Origin of the sequence: Nocardia sp. BMG51109, from assembly GCF_000526215.1 — a bacterium.
Lineage (GTDB): Bacteria > Actinomycetota > Actinomycetes > Mycobacteriales > Mycobacteriaceae > Nocardia.
Genome location: NZ_JAFQ01000004.1, coordinates 3,345,325 through 3,363,755 on the forward strand (window position 1 = coordinate 3,345,325; position 18,431 = coordinate 3,363,755).

The following is an 18,431-nucleotide window of genomic DNA, read 5'->3' on the forward strand; positions in this document are numbered from 1 at the left end:
CTCGCCGGGCCGTCGGTACTCGCCGAGCGGGTTCGTGCAGTCGGGTCCTGCCTGTCGTGCTGATGTCGGAACGTGTCGCCGGGGGCGTACGCGTCGAGTGTCACGCTGCTGGTCGGCTCCGGTGATCTGGTGCCGTCGGAGGTCGAGGTGGCGGTGTCGGGGTCATCGCCGGGCTGGTCGCGGCTTCTGTGTCGCTCGTCGTGTCGGTGGTGCCAGGCGTGCTTGTCGTGCCGGTTCCGGTATGTCGTGCTGGTCGCGTGTGTCGTGCCGGTCCGGTTCGTTGTGTTGATCGTCGTTTGTCGTATGGGAGGTGTGGGTGAGCGGATTCGCGCACCCCGTGTTGTTTCGCGCACCCCTCGTAGGTCCTGTACGGGGTGCGGGAAACGGTGCGGGGTGCGGCTGCGTCCGAGGTCGTGACAGGTGCGCGGCGGCGCGGATACCGTGGGCGAGGACGGGGAAATGACGGCAGAGGGGGACGCGTGGCTGGTTCGTGTGTTGTCGATGTGGATGCGGTGCTGCGGTTCGCATCCGTTGCGCTGCAAGTGTTTCGGGACGTCTGGGAGCTGGCGGCCGCGGCCGCCGAGGTGGCCGCCGGAATCGCCGCTCTGGTGGCCGAGAGCGGGGTGGCCCGGAAGATCTGCGAATCATACCGTGCCGCAATGGATGTCGTGCGGCGCAGCGCAGAGTACTTCCGCCGGCTCGCCGACCTGACCGAACAGGCCGCCGGATCGTTCGCCGCGGTCGACCGGTGCGGCGCCGACGGTCTCGACCGACTCGCGGCCCGGATATGATCCCGCCGCGCTCGGTGCTGGTGACGTGGCGTGCGCTGGCGGCCGCAGACCTGCTGTGCACCGAATTCGACCGCCGCATCGAGGAGTTGGAGACCGTATCGGCCGCCGTGCGCGACACCTGCCGCCGGCTCGACGGCGAGGGGTGGCAGGGCGTGGCCTACGACGCGATGCTCACCCACGTCGATGCGGCGCACCGCCACTACCAGGAATTGTGCGAGCGGGCCGGGCAGTTGCGCGATGCCGGGGCCGGGGCGCTGTCGGATCTGCACTACACAGCGCTGGCCCTGCTGGACTACGTGGCCGATGCCGAGGCCGACGGGTGCCGCGTCGCCGACGACTGGTCCGTCACCGGCGGTGCGACCGCACCGGAATGGGCCGAGGTCGTGACCGAGGCCGTCGCCGCCGTCGAACGTGCCGACGAGCGCGGGCGCACGGCTGTTCTGGCGGCCGCCGACGAACTGTCCCATCTGGCATGGGTATTCGACCTCGATACCGCGCCGCCGGATGTTCCGGGTCTCGGCGGATCGCGGGATGCTGCGGAGGGCCCGACGGATGTCGGGCAGGCTCCGGGATCCGACGCACCGACCGGCCCACCCGAACCCGGCGAGTCCGATGCGGAGGATCCCGCGCCAGGCCCCGATGCGTCCCCGCCGGATGCCGGTGCGGCTGCCGAGCAACCGGCCGGCGGCGCGGTTCCGGCGGATGCCGCGGAACGGTGGCCGGGCGCAGCCGCCGGCGCGTACCCGCCGGATGCCGGTACACCCGCCGAACCCCCGGACGACGCCACGGTCCCGGCCGATGTGACGGCTACCGGACGGCCGTCGACCGGCGATGGCCCCGGCACGTCCTCGGCCGGGGTCGGCGCCTCGGGGCCGGCCGCAGGTCCGGCACCCGGCCCCGTCGCGCACGGAGGCGATCCAGCGGAGACCACGGAGCGCGAGAGTCGAACACACGCAGCCGGTTCGGCTGTCCCGGGCGTCGAGGGGCCGATCGGGACAGCTCGAACTCAGTCTGCCGCCGTGGCGCATCCGGCCGCCGGCACTCCGGACCAGCAGGCCGAAAACAACGCGGCGGCAACGGTATTCACACCGGCGCTCCAGGGGGCCGCCGATCCGCCACCAGCGGACATCACCGTCGACCAACTCGTGGCGATCATGCCCGATCTGTCGCCGGAGCAGGCGCGGGAATACCTGCCCGCGCTCAATGCGGCCATGCGGGAGGGCGATATCACCACACCGCCGCGGCAGGCCGCATTCCTCGCTCAGCTGGCCCACGAGAGCTGCCAGCTGCGGTACTTCGAGGAACTCGGCGACGACGACTATTTCAGCCAATACGATCCCGGGCAGCCCAATACCGCGGCGGGCAACACCGAACCCGGCGACGGCCCCCGCTACCACGGCCGCGGCCCCATCCAGCTGACCGGCCGGGGCAACTACCGCGCCGCCGGGGAGGCACTGGGGCTGGACCTCGAGGGCAACCCGGAGATGGCCGCCCGGTCCGATATCGGCTTCCGGATCGCCCAGTGGTACTGGACCTCTCGCAATATCAACGCGTTCGCCGACGCGGGCGACTTCGCCGCGGTCACCCAGGCCGTCAACGGCGGGTTCAACGGTCTCGCCGCCCGCGAGGAGTACTACTCGCGCGCCCTGGAGGTGCTCGGATGACCCGGGGCGGAGGCGATCCGGCGCACCGGTCGTGTCTCGGCCGGAACGGATATTCTGCCGACCGTCACGAGCAGCCCTCCTGCTCACCGCCTACTTCGCGGTGTGGAGGTTGCCGCGCGGCGTGCCTGCGCCGGACGGGCCGGGCCGGGCCGCGGGGGTGCCGGAATCTGCGGCGGGCGGCGGAACCCGGCTGAAACGGGCGGTTGGTCGTTACGCTGCGTCCCATGAGAAAAGTCGCTGTCGTGTCGGCCGGCCTGGTGCTGGCGCTGCTCGCCGGTTGCGGTGGCTCCGAGCACTCCAAGGTTTCGGATGGCTCCGGGGTCGACCGCGGCTCCGCGTCGGTGGCGGCGCCCGCGCTGCGCGAGGGGGCACCGGCCAGGCCGAAACAGCAGAACAGCGACTCCGTGGACAGCACCGCCGAACGCCGCGAGGTCGTCACCGGCAGCGTCGACATCACCACCGACGATCCGATCGCGGCGGCAGGCAAGGTCGACGAGCGGGTGCGGGCGGTGCGGGGACGGGTGGACAGCCGCTCCGAACAACCCGACACCGATACCACGAAACCCCATGCGGCACTGACTGTTCGGATCCCCGCCGACCAGACCGACGGGTTCATCACCGGCCTGCGCGACGTCGGCGAGGTCACCGACGTGACGACCCAGCGCGAGGACGTCACCATGCAGTGGCAGGACCTGGACGCCCGGATCCGAGCGCTGCAGGCCTCGGTCGACCGCCTGCGGGCCCTGATCGCCGGCGCCGCTACGACGGCCGACCTGATCGCCGCCGAGAACGCCCTGTCCAGCCGGCAGGGCGAACTGGACAGCCTCACCGCCCGCAAACGTCAGCTCGACGACCAGATCTCCCTGTCGACCCTGACCATCGACCTCGGCACCGACGAGCCGCCGCGGTCGAGGCCGGACAATTACTGGAACCGGATCGTGGACGGCTGGCACTCGCTGCTGAGCGCCCTGCGCGCGACCGGCAATGCCATTCCGTGGCTCGGCTTCCTACTGGTGATCGCCGCCCTCGTCTGGGGTGCGGTGCGGATACGACGCTCCGGGAAGCAGAACGCGGTGCCGGAGCCCGAGCCTGTCTCGGTCTCGGTCTCGGTCTCGGCGAAAGATACTGCGGCCGAAGAGGTTTCGTCCTCTTCCGGAGGCAGGGAAGAATCGGGAGGTGCCGGTGCCGCCGACGGTGGTTCGGGCCGTGATCAAGCCGAACAGTAGAAAGGGCCCGCTGGTCGAAACCCTCGACGACGGCACGCTGTGCCTGTACGTCCGGGCCCCCGCGGTGGAGGGCAAGGCCAACAAGGCCGCCGTCGAGCTCCTGGCCGGCCACTACGGCGTCCCGAAGTCCGCGGTCCGGCTGGCCGCGGGCAGCACCGCCCGCCACAAGCGCTTCGAGATAGCGGAGTGACCGAGACCGCGCGGCCACACCCGGCCCGGCTACACGGCGCCCGGGAACCCCAGTTGCCGCCATGCCTCGTACACCGCCACCGCCGCGGAATTGGCCAGGTTCATCGACCTCCGTCCCGGCAGCATCGGGATCCGGAGCCGGTCGGTGATGCGGGAATCGGCGAGTACCTCCTCGGGCAGCCCGGTCGGCTCCGGCCCGAACAGCAGCACGTCCCCCTTGCGATAGGCGATATCGGTATTGCGGGTGGTCGCCTTGGTGGTGAACGCGAAAACCCGCTCGGGCCGGATGGTGTGCCAAGCGGCGGCGAGGTTTTCGTGCACGGTGACCGAGGCCAGGTCGTGGTAGTCCAGTCCGGCCCGCCGCAGCTTCGGCTCGGACAGATCGAATCCCAGCGGCTCGATCAGATGCAGTTCGCATCCGGTGCCGGCCGCGAGCCGGATCGCGTTACCGGTATTGGGAGGTATCCGAGGCTCGAAGAACACCACATGGAGCACGGGCACCAGCATCGCATGCGGCGGGTGCGCCCCGGGGCGGTGGTCGTGTCGAGACCGGGAGCGTCGGCAATGGAAGAATCGGGGCGTGATCGAAGTGGATGAGGGAGGAGGAGCCCCCGCGCCCCCCGCACGGCACCCCAACCCGGTCGGCCGATTCTTCGGCAACCACCTGCCGATGCTGCTCGTGGTGGCGGTCCTGCTGGTCGCGGTGATCTTCGTGGCGCAGGATCGCTGGCGGCGCGGCGCCTACGTGATCGGCGGCGCGACGCTGCTGGCGGCCGCGCTGCGGGCGTGCCTGCCGACGGCGCGGGTCGGTCTCCTGGCGGTCCGCAGCAAGCCGTTCGACATCGGTACCTACACCGTGCTGGGCGGTCTCATCATCGTGCTGGCCGCGACGATCAGCAGCCTCGGCGTCGGCTGACCGGCGATCTCAGCGCTCGGACCGGGTCGCCCGCACCAGCTCCATGGTCTCGGTCAGCAGCTTGCCGACCGCCTCGATCTCGGTGAGGAACCCGTCGTGCCCGTCGCGCGAGTGCACCACCTCGAGGCCCTTGCAGCCGGGTAGCAGATCGGCCAGCTCCTGCTGTGTGCGCAGCGGATACAGCCGGTCGGAGTCGACGCCGCCGACGATGCACGGCACCGCGGTGCCGGCCAGCGCGGCCTCGATCCCGCCCCGCCCGCGGCCCACGTCGTGCCGGCTCATCGCCTCGGTCAGCAGCACGTAGGTGGCCGCGTCGAAGCGCCGCGACAGCTTCGCCCCCTGGTACTCGAGATAGCTCTGCACCGCGTAGCGGCCGCCGTTGCGGGGATCCTCGTCGCCCTGTGGCTGATTCTCGAAGCGGTGGTCCAGCTCGAAGTCGGTGCGATAGGTCAGGTGCGCGATCCGGCGGGCGATCCCCAGCCCGGTGGTCGGCGCCCGGCCGGTGCCGTGATAGTTGCCGCCCTGCCAGTCCGGATCGGCCTTGATGGCCGCGACCTGCGTGGTCTGGGTGCCGATCTGATCGGCGGTGGCACGCGCGCCGACGGCCAGCACCAGCGCGGCCTCGACCCGCCGCGGGTGGCCGATCATCCATTCCAGGACCCGCATCCCGCCCATCGATCCGCCGACCACGGCGGCCAGCCGGTCGATACCCAGCAGGTCGATCAGGTTCACCTCGGCGGTCACCTGATCGCGGATGGAGATACCGGGAAACCGTGCGCCCCAGGGCCTTCCGTCCGGCGCGGGAGATCCGGGCCCGGTACTGCCCTTGCAGCCGCCGAGCACGTTGGTGGAGATCACGCACCACTCGTCGGTGTCCAGCGGCGCGCCCGGCCCGACGATGCCGTCCCACCAGCCCGGCAGCTGGTGCGGTTCGGTGGGCGCGCCCACCACATGGGAATCGCCGGTCAGGGCGTGCTCGATGAATACGACGTTGTCCCGCTCGGACGACAGTTCACCCCAGCGCTGCACGGCGAGCTTCACATCGGGGACCACCGCCCCGCTCTCCAGCCGCACATCCCCGATGGCAATGGTGCCGAGTGTGCCGTCCGGCGGCGGTAGCAGCGTGGCCGCGGCCGAACGGTCCGTCTCCGAGCCGATGCCCACGGTCACCACGCCGCCGTCGCCAACCCGGCACGCCGACCGGCCGACACATCGTCGATGCCCGCGCTGCCGATACCCGCGCTGCCGATACCGACGTTCCACCCCGGGCCGCCGCCGGGAATCCGCCGCACCCTGTCCGCCGGCCGCGGGGCCGGTACCGGGCGAACGACAGCGAAACGCACATCATCGATGGTAGCCACCCGCCCCGGGGACGCCGTTCGCCCGGCGCTGCGGAAGGTGGTGAGTGCGGGGCCGCCGACGGCAGTGCGTACTTTGCCGTGGGTAGCGGTGTGTGCGGTGGTGCGGGTCGCTGTGTGTGTGGTGCCGGTCGGGCCGAGGGTGATCGTGCGTGCGAGGGCGGCGGAATGCGCGGCGCCGGGTGCGGTCGTGCGTGCCACGTCGCGGGTGTGCGCCATGCCGGGCACAGCGATGCGTGCGGCGCCGGGGGGGAAGGGGCGCTGTCGATGCGCCGTGCGGGCTCCCAGGGTGCCGGGGCCGGCCCGGTGCCGGTCGGTCGCGTGGCTCCGGTTCGCCGGATCGTGCCCGGACGTGGTCGAGTCGCTCATGTACTACTCCAGGTGCGGTGTGCCGAGAGGCGGCGTGCGGCCCGTTATCGGGATTCGAATCTCGAAAGGCAACAACACATGTCGGTGACCTCCTGATAGTCGCGCTTGCTCTCGGCTTTCGAGAGCCTGGTCATCACCCGGAGCACCCCACCGCAACTGGAGGGTTGCCGGCCAGCGAGCCGGGGCTTGGCGCTGGCACTCATGACCTGACTGGATGGTAGCGGATCGCCGGCGCGGGAAGCGAGACGAGGTCGGGGAGCTAACCCCCGGCCTCACTCGCCCGGGCCACCGGGACCGCGCAGCGGCCGACGAACTCGTCGTAGGCGCCCCGGACGGCCCGGATGGTCGCCTCCGCCGACTCGGCCGGCGCGCACTCCGGAAGCTGGGCATCGCATTCCATCCCGGTGCGCAGGATCGCGTTCCAGGTCGCGGCGATGAGTCGCACGGTGAGCGAGTCGGGCTCGGCGCCGACTCGTTCGGCAAGGGCCGAGTGGATTTCGACGATCTTGCTGTCGGTGAACTCCATGCTGCGCGCGCGCACCGTCGGGCTGGATCGCGTGATCCGCTGCATGTGCTGGAACCACTCGAAGGGCAGCGGCCCGCCGCCCTCGATGCTCTCGGTGGTGACCGCCAGGTAGGTGTCGAAGAGGGCCTGCAACTCGTTGCCGGTGATCGGCTGTTCGCGCAGGTGGGCGGCGATGATCCGGCCCCACTCCTCGATCGGGGCGAGGACGATGTCCTCCTTCAGTTCGAAGTACCGGCTCACCGTCCGCGGCGATACGTCGGCCGCCTCCGCGATCTGCTCGACCGTGGTCGCCTCGAAGCCGTTCTCGTCGCACAACCGCAGCGCCACCTCGATGATGCGGCGCCGGGTCTGCTGCTTCTTGCGTTCGCGCAGGCCGGGCTGGTCTGGACGCGGCGGTGAGTCGAGCATGCCCCGATTCTATCGCTATCGGCTCTCATTGTGACGAGTACCGCCAAATGTCATAGTCGGACACTTTTCTCTTGACGCCAATTGTCAGACGGTGCCACTATGGCTGCACATTCCTTCCGATGCAGGAGTCCCCCTCATGACCGAAACCGGGACACTCGTTTCTCCCGATACCTCCGCCGGGCCGAAGAGTTCGGCGCGCTGGTGGGCGCTGGGCGTGATCGCCCTGGCCCAGCTCATGGTGGTGCTGGACGCCACCATCGTCACGATCTCGCTGCCGTTCGCCCAGCAGGACCTGGGCATCAGCGACGGCGACAAACAGTGGGTGCTCACCGCCTACACGCTCATCTTCGGCGGCCTGCTGCTGCTCGGCGGCCGCCTCGCCGACTATCTGGGCCGCCGCCGGATCTTCCTGATCGGCCTCGTCGGCTTCGCCGGGGCCTCCGCGCTGGCCGGGCTGGCGCAGAATGCCGCGCAACTGTTCGCCGGGCGCGCACTGCAGGGCGCCTTCGCCGCGCTGCTGGCCCCGGCGGCCCTGTCGCTGGTGTCGGTGACGTTCACCGAACCGCGCGAAAGGGCAAGGGCCTTCGGCGTTTTCGCAGCCGTGTCCGGAGGCGGCGCGGCCATCGGCCTGATCGCCGGCGGGGCGCTCACCGAATACGCCGACTGGCGCTGGTGCCTGCTGGTCAACACGCCCGTCGCGCTGCTGGCGCTGGTCGGCGCCTTCTTCTTCGTGATCAAGGACGTCCCCGCGCCGCGGACCGGCGGTTACGACGTGGCGGGCGCGGTGACCGTCACGCTCGGCCTGATCGCGGTGGTGTACGGATTCAGCCGGGCCGCCGAGGACGGCTGGCTGGCCTCGTCCACGCTCGCGCTGCTGATCGCGGGTGTGGCGCTGCTGATCGCCTTCGTCGGCATCGAGCGGCGTACGTCGAACCCGCTACTGCCGCTGCATATTCCGGGTGAGCTCAATCGCGGCGGCTCGTTCCTGGTGGCGCTGCTGGTGCCGATCGCGATGTTCGCGATGTTCATCAACCTCAGCTACTACCTGCAGATCACCCTCGGATACAGCCCGCTGAAGGCCGGCGTGGCATTCCTGGCCTTCCCGATCGGGATCGTGATCTCGGCGGGTGTGGCCGGTTCGCTGCTGCCGAGGATCGGGCCGCGGCCGCTGATGATCGGCGGCGGAGTGCTGGGCATCGCCGGCCTGGTGTACCTGGCGCAGTTGAGCTTCGGCGACAGCTTCGCCACCACCGTGCTGCCCGCGACGGCATTGATCGCGCTGGGTATGGGTGCGCTGTTCGTCTCCATGCAGACCACGGCGCTGCATCAGGTCGATGCCGAGGATTCCGGCGTGGCCAGCGCACTGCTCAACGCGGCCCAGCAGGTCGGCGGCGCCATCGGCACGGCCCTGCTGACCACCATCTCGGTCCAGGTGGCCCAGCGCTATGCGGAGAACAACCCGGCCGTCGACAACCTCGCGGCCCGGGCGGCGATCCACAGCTACGACATCGCCTTCTACATCGGCGCCGGGTTCTTCCTGGCCGCGATCGTCATCGTCGTGCTGATGATCCGGGACAAGCCGGAAAACCTGCTGGAGGGGTCGGAGCATACGGCGGCCGGTGTCTGATTTGTCACAGTCTGTGACGCACAGCGAGCCCGGGCGATGTCCCGGGCTCGCTGCCGTCCGGGAAGGGATCGGCCGTGCTCGTCGGCTTACCTCGCATTTGTCAGTGCCGGCCGGTACGTTGCCGATCTCACCCCGCCGGCGCCTCGCCCGGAGCGGACGCGACCGTCTCGCGATGGGACAACCGCTGGAATTGAGACCCAGCGCACCAGTACGCTTGTCTTGTTTAGCACCTCGAGTCTCGCCGACAGAGCGGGACGTATACGTTGTCTGTTGAACAGCTGGGGTCCGCTCACAAGCGTGTTCACCTGGCCGTGCAATGGGAGCACCTTCCTAGGAGGACACGAAGATCCATGTCCAAGATCAAGGTTGAAGGTACCGTCGTCGAACTCGATGGCGACGAGATGACCCGGATCATCTGGCAGTTCATCAAGGACAAGCTGGTCCACCCGTACCTCGACATCAATCTCGAGTATTACGACCTCGGTATCGAGTACCGCGACAAGACCGACGATCAGGTGACCGTCGACGCCGCCAACGCCATCAAGCAGCACGGCGTGGGCGTCAAGTGCGCGACGATCACCCCCGACGAGGCGCGCGTCAAGGAATTCGGCCTGAAGAAGATGTGGCGGTCGCCCAACGGCACCATCCGCAACATCCTCGGTGGCACGATCTTCCGCGCCCCGATCATCATCTCCAACGTCCCGCGCCTGGTTCCGGGCTGGACGAAGCCGATCATCATCGGCCGCCACGCGTTCGGCGACCAGTACCGCGCCACCGACTTCAAGGTGCATCAGGCGGGCACCGTCACCCTCACCTTCACACCGGAGGACGGCAGCGAGCCGATCCAGCAGGAGGTCGTGAAGATGCCCGAGGACGGCGGTGTCGTCATGGGCATGTACAACTTCAAGAAGTCCATCGAGGACTTCGCGCGCGCGTCGCTGAACTACGGGCTGCAGCAGAACTACCCGGTCTACATGTCGACGAAGAACACCATCCTGAAGGCCTACGACGGCATGTTCAAGGACACCTTCCAGGAGATCTACGAGACCGAGTTCAAGAACGAGTTCGACGCGGCCGGCCTCACCTACGAGCACCGGCTGATCGACGACATGGTCGCCTCCGCGCTGAAGTGGGAGGGCGGCTACGTCTGGGCCTGCAAGAACTACGACGGCGACGTGCAGTCCGACACCGTGGCGCAGGGCTTCGGATCGCTGGGCCTGATGACCTCGGTGCTGCTGACCCCGGACGGCAAGACCTGCGAGGCCGAGGCGGCGCACGGCACCGTGACCCGCCACTACCGGCAGCATCAGCAGGGCAAGCCGACCTCCACCAACCCGATCGCGTCGATCTTCGCGTGGACCCGCGGCATCGCGCATCGCGGCAAGCTGGACAACACCCCCGAGGTGGTCGGCTTCGCGCAGGCCCTCGAGGACGTCGTGATCAAGACCGTCGAGGACGGCCAGATGACCAAGGACCTGGCGCTGCTGGTCGGCGGCGATCAGGGCTACCTGACCACCGAGGAGTTCCTCGGCGTGCTCGACGCCAACCTGGCCCGCCAGCTGCGCTGAGCCTCGCGCGAGACGACACATTCCGGGCACCCGCCCCCACCTTCCGGTGGCCGCGGGTGCCCGACTTGTCTGAACGCACCGGACCCTACCGCTGCTTCATCAGCGTCACCGCCTCGGCGATCGTGTGCGTCAGCTGCTGGAGCTGTCCGTTCATGGTGTCGAGGCGTTGATCCATGGTGTCGAGGCGTTGGTCCATGCGGTCGAAGCGCTGATCCATGCCGTCGAGGCGCCGCCCGTGCTGGCGGAGGGTTGCGATCAAAATCCCGAACTGGCGGCCGCTGGTGTTCTGGAATCGACGTAAGCGCAGGTCGACGCCTCGTACCGCGGCCAGTGCGGTGTGCGCGGTCCGGTTGGAATCGTCGATGAGTTCGTAGATGTCATCGACGTCGTGTCGCAACCGATCAACAACGGGGTCACGCTGCGGCTTGGTCATGCCGATAACGCTAGAGGCTGCGCGGGCCCGCCGGAAGCGGTCGATCGGCGATTGGGGATAACTCTCCGATGTGGACAAAGACCGTTTCGACCTGCGGTATTTCGGTCGGTGAGTGAGATCACCGGCGATCGGGGATGCCCGGGCATTCGCCGCCGTGTTGGGCAGAGTCGTGGCTTCCGTGACCGCGCCCGATGCGGCGTCCTCCCAGTCTTCGTCCGACACCCCCGCCGGGCGCACCGGCTGGCACATACCCGCGGTGCTGGCCATGGCGCTCGGCGGTTTCGGCATCGGCACCACCGAATTCGTCACCATGGGTTTGCTGCCGGACGTCGCGCAGGCCATGAACGTCTCGGAGCCGACCGCGGGACATGCGGTGTCGGCGTACGCCCTCGGAGTGGTCGTCGGCGCACCGGTGATCGCCGCGGTGTGCGCCCGGATGCCGCGCAAGCGTCTGCTGATCGCCCTGATGGTGGCCTTCACGGTGGGCAATGCGGCCTCGATGCTGGCGCCCTCGTTCGAGACGCTGATCCTGGCGCGCTTCGTGACCGGACTGCCGCACGGCGCCTACTTCGGCGTGGCATCGCTGGCCGCGGCGACACTCGCGCCGGCGGGGCAGCGCGCCAAGGCGATTGCCGCGGTTATGCTGGGACTGAGCGCCGCCAATGTTGTCGGCGTTCCCGCCGCCACCTGGCTCGGCCAGAATCTGGGCTGGCGCGACGCCTATCTCGTGGTCGCGGTCATCGGCCTGGCGACGGTGTTCGCGATCGCGAAATTCGTCCCGCAGCTGACCGGTATCCGCGTCACCGATCCACGCACCGAACTCGGCGCGCTGCGCCGCTCGCAGGTGCTGCTGACGCTGCTGGTCGGCGCCGTCGGCTTCGGCGGCATGTTCGCCGTCTACACCTACGTCACCACCACCCTCACCGATGTCGCCGGCATGCCGGTGGGCCTGGTGCCGCTCGTGCTGGCACTGTTCGGCCTGGGCATGGTCGCCGGGAACATCGTGGGCGGCGTGCTCGCCGACCGCGGCGTGGACGGTTCGGTATTCGCGGTGCTCGTGGCGATGATCGTGATTCTCGCGGGATTCGTTGCGGCCGCGCACAATCCGTACACGGCCGGAGTCGGCATCTTCCTGGTCGGCGCCTGCGGGTCGGCGCTGTCGCCAGGCTTGCAGACCCGGTTGATGGACGTGGCCCACGATGCCCAGACCCTCGCCGCCGCGCTCAATCACGCCGCGCTGAATATCGCCAATGCGGCAGGTGCGTGGCTCGGCGGCGTGGTGATCGCGGCCGGTCTGGGATACACCGCCCCGGCGATGGTGGGGGCCGGCCTGGCCGTGGCGGGATTACTGCTGTTCACGATCACCGTCCTGCTCGCCCGGCGCGGTGGAGGTGCGGGCGCGGCCCCGGGTTCGTCGGCCGCGTGATCGCGGGCCGATGCGGATCCACCGCACCGCCCGTTTTCATACAGACCTGAATGTAAGTGTAGAATTCCCGGAATGACCAGGCCCGCGATATCGAAGCCGCAGCGCCGCACGCAGGAGCAGCGCAGCAGCGAGATGCGCGTCCGGCTGCTCGACGCCACGATCGACTGCCTGGTCGAATACGGTTACGCGGGCACCACGACGCCGCGGGTCGCCGAGCGTGCCGGCGTGACGCGGGGTGCGCAGGTGCATCATTTCGGCTCCAAGACCGACCTGGTCGTGGCCGCGATCAGCCATCTCGCCCAGCGGCGCACCGAGGCCGCGATGCGGGAACTCGACCGCTTCCGGCGCGAGGGCGACCCGTTGGCCGCGGTCCTGGACTTCCTCTGGGAACTGCATCAGGGCCCGCTGTTCATCGCCGCCATGGAGCTGTGGGTGGCGGGTCGCGTCGACCGCCTCCTGGCCGCGGAGATGGCGAAGGTCGAGCCGTTCGTCAACAACGCCGTCCTGATGTCGGTCGCCCAACTGGTGCCGGACGAGGTCGACCGGAAGGTCGCCCGGGATTTCCTCTACACGGCGATGGACGCCCTCCGCGGAATCCTGATGTCCGACTTCATCGATCCGGATTCCGACCGGGCCCGCCGCCGATGGGCACGGGCCGCCGCCCACCTGCGCCTGGCGGCGGAATCCGTACTGCCGACTCTGCGCGCCGAGAGGTAGACCCGAACACGCGCCGCGGCAACGACATACAACCATCGCGCCGGAGCCCGTGCCGGACAACGTGTTCGGATGGCCGCCAGTCCTCTACCGGTCGACTGCCGGAGCGGCGCGCCCGCCCGACGGGTCGACGGTAGCGGAGACTTCCGCCGAGCATCCCGGGTGAGCCGACAGTCCGGTGTCCTGTCGCTGGTGCGTGCCCCCGATCCGGGTACGACGGCGCCGCGGTCCGGCTCGTGCGCATTCGTCGTCCGGCGATCGGTCGGTCCGGTGGTTTCGTCGTCGGTCGGGCCCGAGCGGGCACCGGTGTCCGGCGATCTGTTGCTGACGATCTGGCCTTCCTGCTTGGCCCGAACGCCCCCTTGCGCTCTTACATACAGCTTTGTATGTTTGTTTTTATCCGATCCGGAGCGGATCGCCGATGTCGCCGCGCGGGGGCGGTGGCCCGAGGTGAGGAGTTCGATGGCGAACAAGGTTTACGTCGTCGGTGTCGGCATGACGAAGTTCGAGAAGCCGGGGCGGCGGCAGGTGGAGGATGCGGACGGGACCCGGGCCTGGGACTACCCCGACATGGCGCGGGAGTCCGGCACGAAAGCCCTTGCCGACGCGGGGATTTCCTACGATCGGGTGCAGCAGGCGTATGTCGGCTACGTGTACGGTGAGTCGACGTCCGGGCAGCGCGCCGTCTACGAGCTGGGGATGACCGGCATTCCGGTGGTCAACGTCAACAACAACTGTTCGACCGGTTCCACCGCGCTCTACCTTGCCGCACAGGCGATTCGGGGCGGGCTGGCCGACTGCACGCTGGCGCTGGGCTTCGAGAAGATGCAGCCCGGGTCGCTCGGATCCACCTGGGACGATCGGGAACAGCCGATGGCCAAGCACCTGATGGCGCTGGCCGAGATCTCCGAGGTGCTGTTTCCGCCGGCGCCGTGGATGTTCGGCGCGGCCGCCCGCGAGCACATGCTCGCCTACGGCACCACCGCCGAGCACTTCGCGAAGATCGGGTACAAGAACCACAAGCATTCGGTGAACAACCCGTATTCGCAGTTCCAGGAGGAGTATTCGCTGCAGGACATCCTCGGCGCGCGGATGATCTACGACCCGCTGACCAAGCTGCAGTGCTCGCCGACATCGGACGGGTCCGGCGCGGTGGTCCTCGCCTCCGAGGCTTTCGTCGACGAGCACGGCCTGGCCGGCCGGGCGGTGGAGATCGTGGGGCAGGCCATGACCACCGACTTCGCCTCCACCTTCGACGGCACGGCCAGGGGCATCGTCGGCCACGACATGAGTGTGCAGGCCGCCCGGCAGGTCTACGACCGGTCCGGTCTGGGCCCCGAGGATTTCCAGGTCATCGAGCTGCACGACTGCTTCTCGTCCAACGAGCTGCTGCTGTACGAGGCGCTGGGGCTGTGTGGCGAGGGCGAGGCGGGAAAGCTCGTCGACGACAACCTGACCACCTACGGCGGCACCTGGGTCGTGAACCCGTCCGGCGGGCTGATCTCCAAGGGACATCCTTTGGGCGCAACGGGTTTGGCGCAGTGCAGCGAGCTGACGTGGCAGCTGCGCGGACAGGCCGACAAGCGTCAGGTGCCGAATGTGACCGCGGCACTGCAACACAACATCGGGCTGGGCGGGGCCGCGGTCGTCACCGCCTACCGGCGCGCAGAGAGCTGACGAGAGGAAACACCATGGGGCACATCGAATACACCAGGACGCTGTCCGTCCCGCCCGAGGCGCTGTGGGCCGTCGTCGGCAACCCGAACACCTGGGGCGACTGGTTCTCCATCCACGAGCGCTGGATGGAGGAGCCGCCGGCCACCCTCGAGGTGGGCGACAAGCTGGTCGCCAAGATCGTCATGCTCGGCATGGCCAACAAGTTCGAGTGGCATGTCGCGGCGGTCGAGGCGCCGCGCACCCTGACCCTGGCGGCGACCGGAATGGCCGGCGTGCGAGTCGAATTCACCTTCGCCATCGCGCCCGACGGCGACGGCGCGGAGCTGTCGGTGAACGGCGACTTCGAGGGCGCGCTGATCAAGGGTGCGCTCGGCAAGGCCGTGGAGAAGGACGGCGTCGCGCAGCTCGAGAAGTCGCTCGCGCAGCTCGAGACGCTGGCCGCGGCGGCATGAGCGGTCAAGCGCGGAGGCGGCAGCGGAGTGTAACCACGGAGCGCTCCGCTCGTGCCGGGGAAGGACACAGCATGAGCGAGCGATCGGTGGGCGCGGAGACCGCCGGCCGGACGGTCGAATTCGATGCCTCCGGCCTGAACCTCTGGTGCGACGAGGAGCGTTTCGAGGTGCGGCGGGAGCGGATCGCCGAGTACGCCGCCGCGACCAACGATCCCATCGAGGCGCACCGCACCGGCACGGTGGCCCCGCCGGTCTTCGCGATCGTCCCGGTCTTCGACGCCATGCTGGTGCCCGTCATCGACGTCGCGCCGATGGACATCTTCGGCCGGGTCGTGCACGGCGAGCAGGACTTTCATTTCCACCGCCCGATCCGCCCGGGCGAGACCCTGGTCTCGCGGGCGCGGGCGATCGGGTACGCCGGCAAGCCGAACGGCAGCGGCATCACGGTGCACATCGAATCCCGCACCGAGGACGGCGAACTCGTCAACGAACAGTACCTGACGGCGTTCTTCCGCAGGATCGACGCGGGCGGAACGGTCGGGCGGGCCGCCCCGGAGCACCGTTTCGACGAGAACCTGCGGGCACACGATCCGGTGGCCGAGGTGCCCCAGCACATCGACGACGACCAGACCTACCGCTACGCACCGGCTGCCGGCGATCCGGTGCCGTTACACCTGGACGACGAGGTCGCCAGGGCGGCCGGGCTGCCCGGCATCATCGCGCACGGCCTGTGCACCATGGCCTTCGCGTCCTGGGCGGTGCTGACCGAGGTCGGCGACTCGGATGCCACTCGGCTGCGGCGATTCGCGGTGCGCTTCGCCAAGATGGTCCTTCCCGGTGACGATCTGCACACCAGGGTCTGGCGGTCCGGCTCCGAAAACGGCGTGACCACATACGCTTTCGAAACGGTTCGCGGCTACGACCGGTCCGGCCGGGGCCCTGCGGACGTCGTGCTGAGCGACGGCCTGGCCGAGATCGCGGACTGACCCGGCGAGCGGACTCGACCCGCAGGTCGCTCGAACCACAGATCAGGAGACAACGAATGGGTGCACTGGAGGGCAAGGTCGCCGTCGTCACCGGCGCCGGGCGCGGCATCGGCCGCGAGCACGCGCTGCTGTTCGCGCGGGAGGGCGCGGCGGTCGTGGTGAACGACCTGGGCGGCGACGGCGCCGGCGAGGGCAGCGACGTCGGCCCGGCGCAGGAGGTGCGCGACGAGATCCTGGCCGCGGGCGGGTCGGCCGCCGCCGACACCGGCAGCGTCGCCACCTGGGACGGCGCGAAGAACCTGGTGGACAAGGCGATCGCGGAGTTCGGCACGCTCGACGTCGTGGTCAACAACGCCGGGATCCTGCGCGACGGATTCCTCGCCGGCCTCGAGGAGTCGCAATGGGACGCGGTCATCGCCGTGCATCTGAAGGGGCACTTCAACGTGCTGCGGCACGCGGCCGCGTACTGGAAGCAGCAGTCCAAGGCGGGTATTCAGCCCCGGGCCGCGGTCATCAACACCGCCTCCGCCTCGGGTCTCACCGTGCCCAATGCCGGTCAGGTCAACTACGGCGCGGCGAAGGCGGCGATCGCCGCGATGACCCTGGTCGCCGCCGAAGAACTGGAGCGATACGGGGTGCGGGTGAACGCCATCGCCCCCATGGCCCGCACCCGCTTGACGCTGGCCACGCCGGGCCTGGGCACGGTGTTCGCCGCCGAGGTGCCCGACGGCGAGTTCGACGCCTTCAGCCCGGCCAATATCTCCCCGCTGGTGGCCTACCTGGCCGCCGATGCGTGCCCGATCACCGGCAAGGTGTTCGCGGTGCAGGGCGGAGCGATCTCCGAGCTGGCCGGCTGGCACGACGTGAAGACCATCGAGACCGAGGGCCCCTGGCGGATCGACGACATCGCCGCTCGGCTGCCGTAGCTTCGAAACCGCCGCCGTGAGGCCTGGCACGCCGCGGCGGGCCGGTGCCGCGAGTGCAGCCGGCGGATCGGTGCCGAGGGGTGATGACCGATCCGCCGGCCTCCCTCACACCGCACGCAGATGCGTGCGGCTGGCATAGATGTGCTCGGCGAGGAGCGTCGCGACCCGGTCCGGTGCCTCCAGCATCGGGACGTGCCCGACGCCGTGCACCAGAATGCGGTCCGCGGCATCGGACAGGTCGCGCAGGAAGACCCTGGCGTACAAGCGGTTCGGGATTATCCGGTCGTGTTCGCACAGCAGCAGGCGCACCGGGGTCGGCAGGGCCGACAGCTCCGCGAGGGAAGGTATGCGCAACGCGGTGATCAGCAGCGGGATCATCCCCGGGCAGTGCATCGCCGAGGTGATCGCCGCCTCCACGCCGCGCCGGGCCGCCGCCGCGGTGTCCTTGGTCAGCATGAATGCCGCGAATTTCCTCGCGGGAGCGCCGAACCGGACGGCGCGCGGCATCCGCTTGCCCACGGTCACCACCGGCCACAGCGACAGGAACTTCAGGCCCAGCCGAATCTGCAACAGCGACGGGGATTTCCAGCCGCCGGCCGGGGCGATCGCGGTCAGTGTCCGGGCCCTGCCGCGCCGCGCCAGCTCGAACCCGACCCAGCCGCCGAGCGAGTTGCCGGCGATATGGCAAGTGCGCCAGCCCAATTCGTCGAGTTGCGCCTCCACCTGGTCGGCCAGGGTGTCGATACCCAGGTGCCGGCCGCGCACCTGGGGCCCGCCCCAGTGGCCGGCGAAGGCCGGGGCGAACACCTCGCAGGTCCCCGACAACCGGTCGGCCACCTGCTCCCAGCAGTGCGGCGACAGCATGAAGCCGTGCAGGAGCAGGAGCGGATCGCCGGACCCCGTGTGCAGGGCCGTCATCGGTACGAGCGGGACGGACTCGGTGGTGTCGGACGTCATCGTCGCACCCCTTCCTGGACCGCGGTGTCCACAGGGAGTGTTGATGACCAGCATTCTACGGTCGATAGGCGGTCGGCATCATGCGTACGCCCGGGATACGGCCCGGCAAATCTCGCCGGGCGGGGCGCGCGCCGCGCGGCCCCGGCGGCCGGCAGGCGATGTGTACCGCATCCGCTTTCGCGTTATCGTGAGGCGGTGACCCCCCTCGATCTTCCCTA

General features: G+C 69.4%; 19 protein-coding genes and 1 riboswitch. Of the genes, 13 read left to right on the forward strand and 6 right to left on the reverse strand.

Annotation, left to right across the window (positions count from 1 at the left end):
* The first annotated feature begins 479 nt into the window (after positions 1 to 479).
* The 4 genes from D892_RS0116620 (at position 480) to D892_RS0116635 (ending at position 3,871) form a co-directional block, all read left to right on the forward strand.
* Positions 480 to 791, forward strand: coding sequence for a hypothetical protein (locus D892_RS0116620; protein WP_156959538.1), 312 nt, complete (start codon positions 480 to 482; stop codon positions 789 to 791).
* On the forward strand, positions 788 to 2,455 hold the full coding sequence (locus D892_RS47735) for a glycoside hydrolase family 19 protein (protein ID WP_198036908.1): 1,668 nt from the start codon (positions 788 to 790) through the stop codon (positions 2,453 to 2,455). Before D892_RS0116620 ends, D892_RS47735 begins: the two co-directional genes overlap by 4 nt.
* 224 nt (positions 2,456 to 2,679) lie before the next feature.
* Positions 2,680 to 3,681 carry a DUF4349 domain-containing protein gene (locus tag D892_RS45235; protein WP_024802324.1) on the forward strand — a complete coding sequence of 334 codons (1,002 nt, stop codon included), beginning with the start codon at positions 2,680 to 2,682 and terminating at the stop codon, positions 3,679 to 3,681.
* Positions 3,662 to 3,871, forward strand: a complete 210-nt coding sequence (locus tag D892_RS0116635) for a DUF167 domain-containing protein (protein ID WP_024802325.1) — start codon at positions 3,662 to 3,664, stop codon at positions 3,869 to 3,871. Before D892_RS45235 ends, D892_RS0116635 begins: the two co-directional genes overlap by 20 nt.
* Positions 3,872 to 3,900: 29 nt before the next feature.
* On the opposite strand, the gene D892_RS0116640 is transcribed toward D892_RS0116635, so the two are convergent.
* Positions 3,901 to 4,365, reverse strand: a complete 465-nt coding sequence (locus D892_RS0116640) for a tRNA (cytidine(34)-2'-O)-methyltransferase (protein WP_024802326.1) — start codon at positions 4,363 to 4,365, stop codon at positions 3,901 to 3,903.
* 175 nt (positions 4,366 to 4,540) lie between these two features.
* On the opposite strand from D892_RS0116640, the gene D892_RS41310 reads away from it, so the two are divergent.
* Positions 4,541 to 4,786, forward strand: a complete 246-nt coding sequence (locus D892_RS41310) for a DUF3017 domain-containing protein (RefSeq protein ID WP_051499719.1) — start codon at positions 4,541 to 4,543, stop codon at positions 4,784 to 4,786.
* Positions 4,787 to 4,795: 9 nt separating this feature from the next.
* Here the strand turns inward: D892_RS41310 and D892_RS0116650 are convergent, their stop codons facing one another.
* The 3 genes from D892_RS0116650 to D892_RS0116660 all read right to left on the reverse strand — a co-directional run bounded on the left by D892_RS0116650 (position 4,796) and on the right by D892_RS0116660 (position 7,447).
* On the reverse strand, positions 4,796 to 5,956 hold the full coding sequence (locus D892_RS0116650; protein WP_369801754.1) for a homoserine O-acetyltransferase: 1,161 nt from the start codon (positions 5,954 to 5,956) through the stop codon (positions 4,796 to 4,798).
* Positions 5,953 to 6,513, reverse strand: a complete 561-nt coding sequence (locus D892_RS0116655) for a hypothetical protein (RefSeq protein WP_024802329.1) — start codon at positions 6,511 to 6,513, stop codon at positions 5,953 to 5,955. Before D892_RS0116655 ends, D892_RS0116650 begins: the two co-directional genes overlap by 4 nt.
* Positions 6,514 to 6,609: 96 nt before the next feature.
* Positions 6,610 to 6,720: riboswitch (SAM riboswitch) on the reverse strand.
* Positions 6,721 to 6,772: 52 nt separating this feature from the next.
* Positions 6,773 to 7,447 carry a TetR/AcrR family transcriptional regulator gene (locus D892_RS0116660; protein WP_024802330.1) on the reverse strand — a complete coding sequence of 225 codons (675 nt, stop codon included), beginning with the start codon at positions 7,445 to 7,447 and terminating at the stop codon, positions 6,773 to 6,775.
* Between the two features lie 136 nt (positions 7,448 to 7,583).
* On the opposite strand from D892_RS0116660, the gene D892_RS0116665 reads away from it, so the two are divergent.
* Both D892_RS0116665 and D892_RS0116670 read left to right on the forward strand, forming a co-directional pair.
* Positions 7,584 to 9,074: an MFS transporter gene (locus D892_RS0116665; RefSeq protein WP_024802331.1), complete on the forward strand. Its 1,491-nt coding sequence runs from the start codon at positions 7,584 to 7,586 to the stop codon at positions 9,072 to 9,074.
* A gap of 350 nt (positions 9,075 to 9,424) precedes the next feature.
* Positions 9,425 to 10,642, forward strand: a complete 1,218-nt coding sequence (locus tag D892_RS0116670; protein ID WP_024802332.1) for an NADP-dependent isocitrate dehydrogenase — start codon at positions 9,425 to 9,427, stop codon at positions 10,640 to 10,642.
* A gap of 85 nt (positions 10,643 to 10,727) precedes the next feature.
* Here D892_RS0116670 and D892_RS0116675 read toward each other — a convergent pair whose 3' ends face one another.
* Entirely contained in the window at positions 10,728 to 11,075 is a 348-nt protein-coding gene (locus D892_RS0116675; protein ID WP_024802333.1) for a hypothetical protein, read from the reverse strand.
* A 178-nt stretch (positions 11,076 to 11,253) separates the two neighbouring features.
* On the opposite strand from D892_RS0116675, the gene D892_RS0116680 reads away from it, so the two are divergent.
* The 6 genes from D892_RS0116680 to D892_RS0116705 all read left to right on the forward strand — a co-directional run bounded on the left by D892_RS0116680 (position 11,254) and on the right by D892_RS0116705 (position 17,256).
* Entirely contained in the window at positions 11,254 to 12,501 is a 1,248-nt protein-coding gene (locus D892_RS0116680; protein ID WP_024802334.1) for an MFS transporter, read from the forward strand.
* A 72-nt stretch (positions 12,502 to 12,573) separates the two neighbouring features.
* Positions 12,574 to 13,218 carry a TetR/AcrR family transcriptional regulator gene (locus D892_RS0116685; protein ID WP_024802335.1) on the forward strand — a complete coding sequence of 215 codons (645 nt, stop codon included), beginning with the start codon at positions 12,574 to 12,576 and terminating at the stop codon, positions 13,216 to 13,218.
* 459 nt (positions 13,219 to 13,677) lie between these two features.
* Positions 13,678 to 14,892: a lipid-transfer protein gene (locus D892_RS0116690; RefSeq protein ID WP_024802336.1), complete on the forward strand. Its 1,215-nt coding sequence runs from the start codon at positions 13,678 to 13,680 to the stop codon at positions 14,890 to 14,892.
* 14 nt (positions 14,893 to 14,906) lie between these two features.
* Positions 14,907 to 15,344, forward strand: coding sequence for an SRPBCC family protein (locus D892_RS0116695; RefSeq protein WP_024802337.1), 438 nt, complete (start codon positions 14,907 to 14,909; stop codon positions 15,342 to 15,344).
* A 71-nt stretch (positions 15,345 to 15,415) separates the two neighbouring features.
* A complete protein-coding gene (locus tag D892_RS0116700; protein ID WP_051499085.1) occupies positions 15,416 to 16,330 on the forward strand; it encodes a MaoC/PaaZ C-terminal domain-containing protein in 915 nt (304 codons plus the stop codon).
* Between the two features lie 56 nt (positions 16,331 to 16,386).
* Complete coding sequence (locus D892_RS0116705; protein ID WP_024802339.1) at positions 16,387 to 17,256, forward strand: SDR family oxidoreductase; 870 nt, start codon at positions 16,387 to 16,389, stop codon at positions 17,254 to 17,256.
* Positions 17,257 to 17,361: 105 nt separating this feature from the next.
* Here the strand turns inward: D892_RS0116705 and D892_RS0116710 are convergent, their stop codons facing one another.
* On the reverse strand, positions 17,362 to 18,213 hold the full coding sequence (locus tag D892_RS0116710) for an alpha/beta fold hydrolase (protein WP_024802340.1): 852 nt from the start codon (positions 18,211 to 18,213) through the stop codon (positions 17,362 to 17,364).
* Positions 18,214 to 18,431 lie beyond the last annotated feature (218 nt).

Excerpts from the sequence above, each read along its gene's own strand:
- D892_RS0116705 (WP_024802339.1), top strand. The coding sequence starts at position 16,387 with ATGGGTGCACTGGAGGGCAAGGTCGCCGTCGTCACCGGCGCCGGGCGC.
- D892_RS0116660 (WP_024802330.1), bottom strand. The coding sequence starts at position 7,447 with ATGCTCGACTCACCGCCGCGTCCAGACCAGCCCGGCCTGCGCGAACGC.
- D892_RS0116665 (WP_024802331.1), top strand. The coding sequence starts at position 7,584 with ATGACCGAAACCGGGACACTCGTTTCTCCCGATACCTCCGCCGGGCCG.
- D892_RS0116695 (WP_024802337.1), top strand. The coding sequence starts at position 14,907 with ATGGGGCACATCGAATACACCAGGACGCTGTCCGTCCCGCCCGAGGCG.
- D892_RS45235 (WP_024802324.1), top strand. The coding sequence starts at position 2,680 with ATGAGAAAAGTCGCTGTCGTGTCGGCCGGCCTGGTGCTGGCGCTGCTC.
- D892_RS0116675 (WP_024802333.1), bottom strand. The coding sequence starts at position 11,075 with ATGACCAAGCCGCAGCGTGACCCCGTTGTTGATCGGTTGCGACACGAC.
- D892_RS0116710 (WP_024802340.1), bottom strand. The coding sequence starts at position 18,213 with ATGACGTCCGACACCACCGAGTCCGTCCCGCTCGTACCGATGACGGCC.
- D892_RS0116690 (WP_024802336.1), top strand. The coding sequence starts at position 13,678 with ATGGCGAACAAGGTTTACGTCGTCGGTGTCGGCATGACGAAGTTCGAG.
- D892_RS0116685 (WP_024802335.1), top strand. The coding sequence starts at position 12,574 with ATGACCAGGCCCGCGATATCGAAGCCGCAGCGCCGCACGCAGGAGCAG.
- D892_RS41310 (WP_051499719.1), top strand. The coding sequence starts at position 4,541 with ATGCTGCTCGTGGTGGCGGTCCTGCTGGTCGCGGTGATCTTCGTGGCG.
- D892_RS47735 (WP_198036908.1), top strand. The coding sequence starts at position 788 with ATGATCCCGCCGCGCTCGGTGCTGGTGACGTGGCGTGCGCTGGCGGCC.
- D892_RS0116655 (WP_024802329.1), bottom strand. The coding sequence starts at position 6,513 with ATGAGCGACTCGACCACGTCCGGGCACGATCCGGCGAACCGGAGCCAC.
- D892_RS0116670 (WP_024802332.1), top strand. The coding sequence starts at position 9,425 with ATGTCCAAGATCAAGGTTGAAGGTACCGTCGTCGAACTCGATGGCGAC.
- D892_RS0116700 (WP_051499085.1), top strand. The coding sequence starts at position 15,416 with ATGAGCGAGCGATCGGTGGGCGCGGAGACCGCCGGCCGGACGGTCGAA.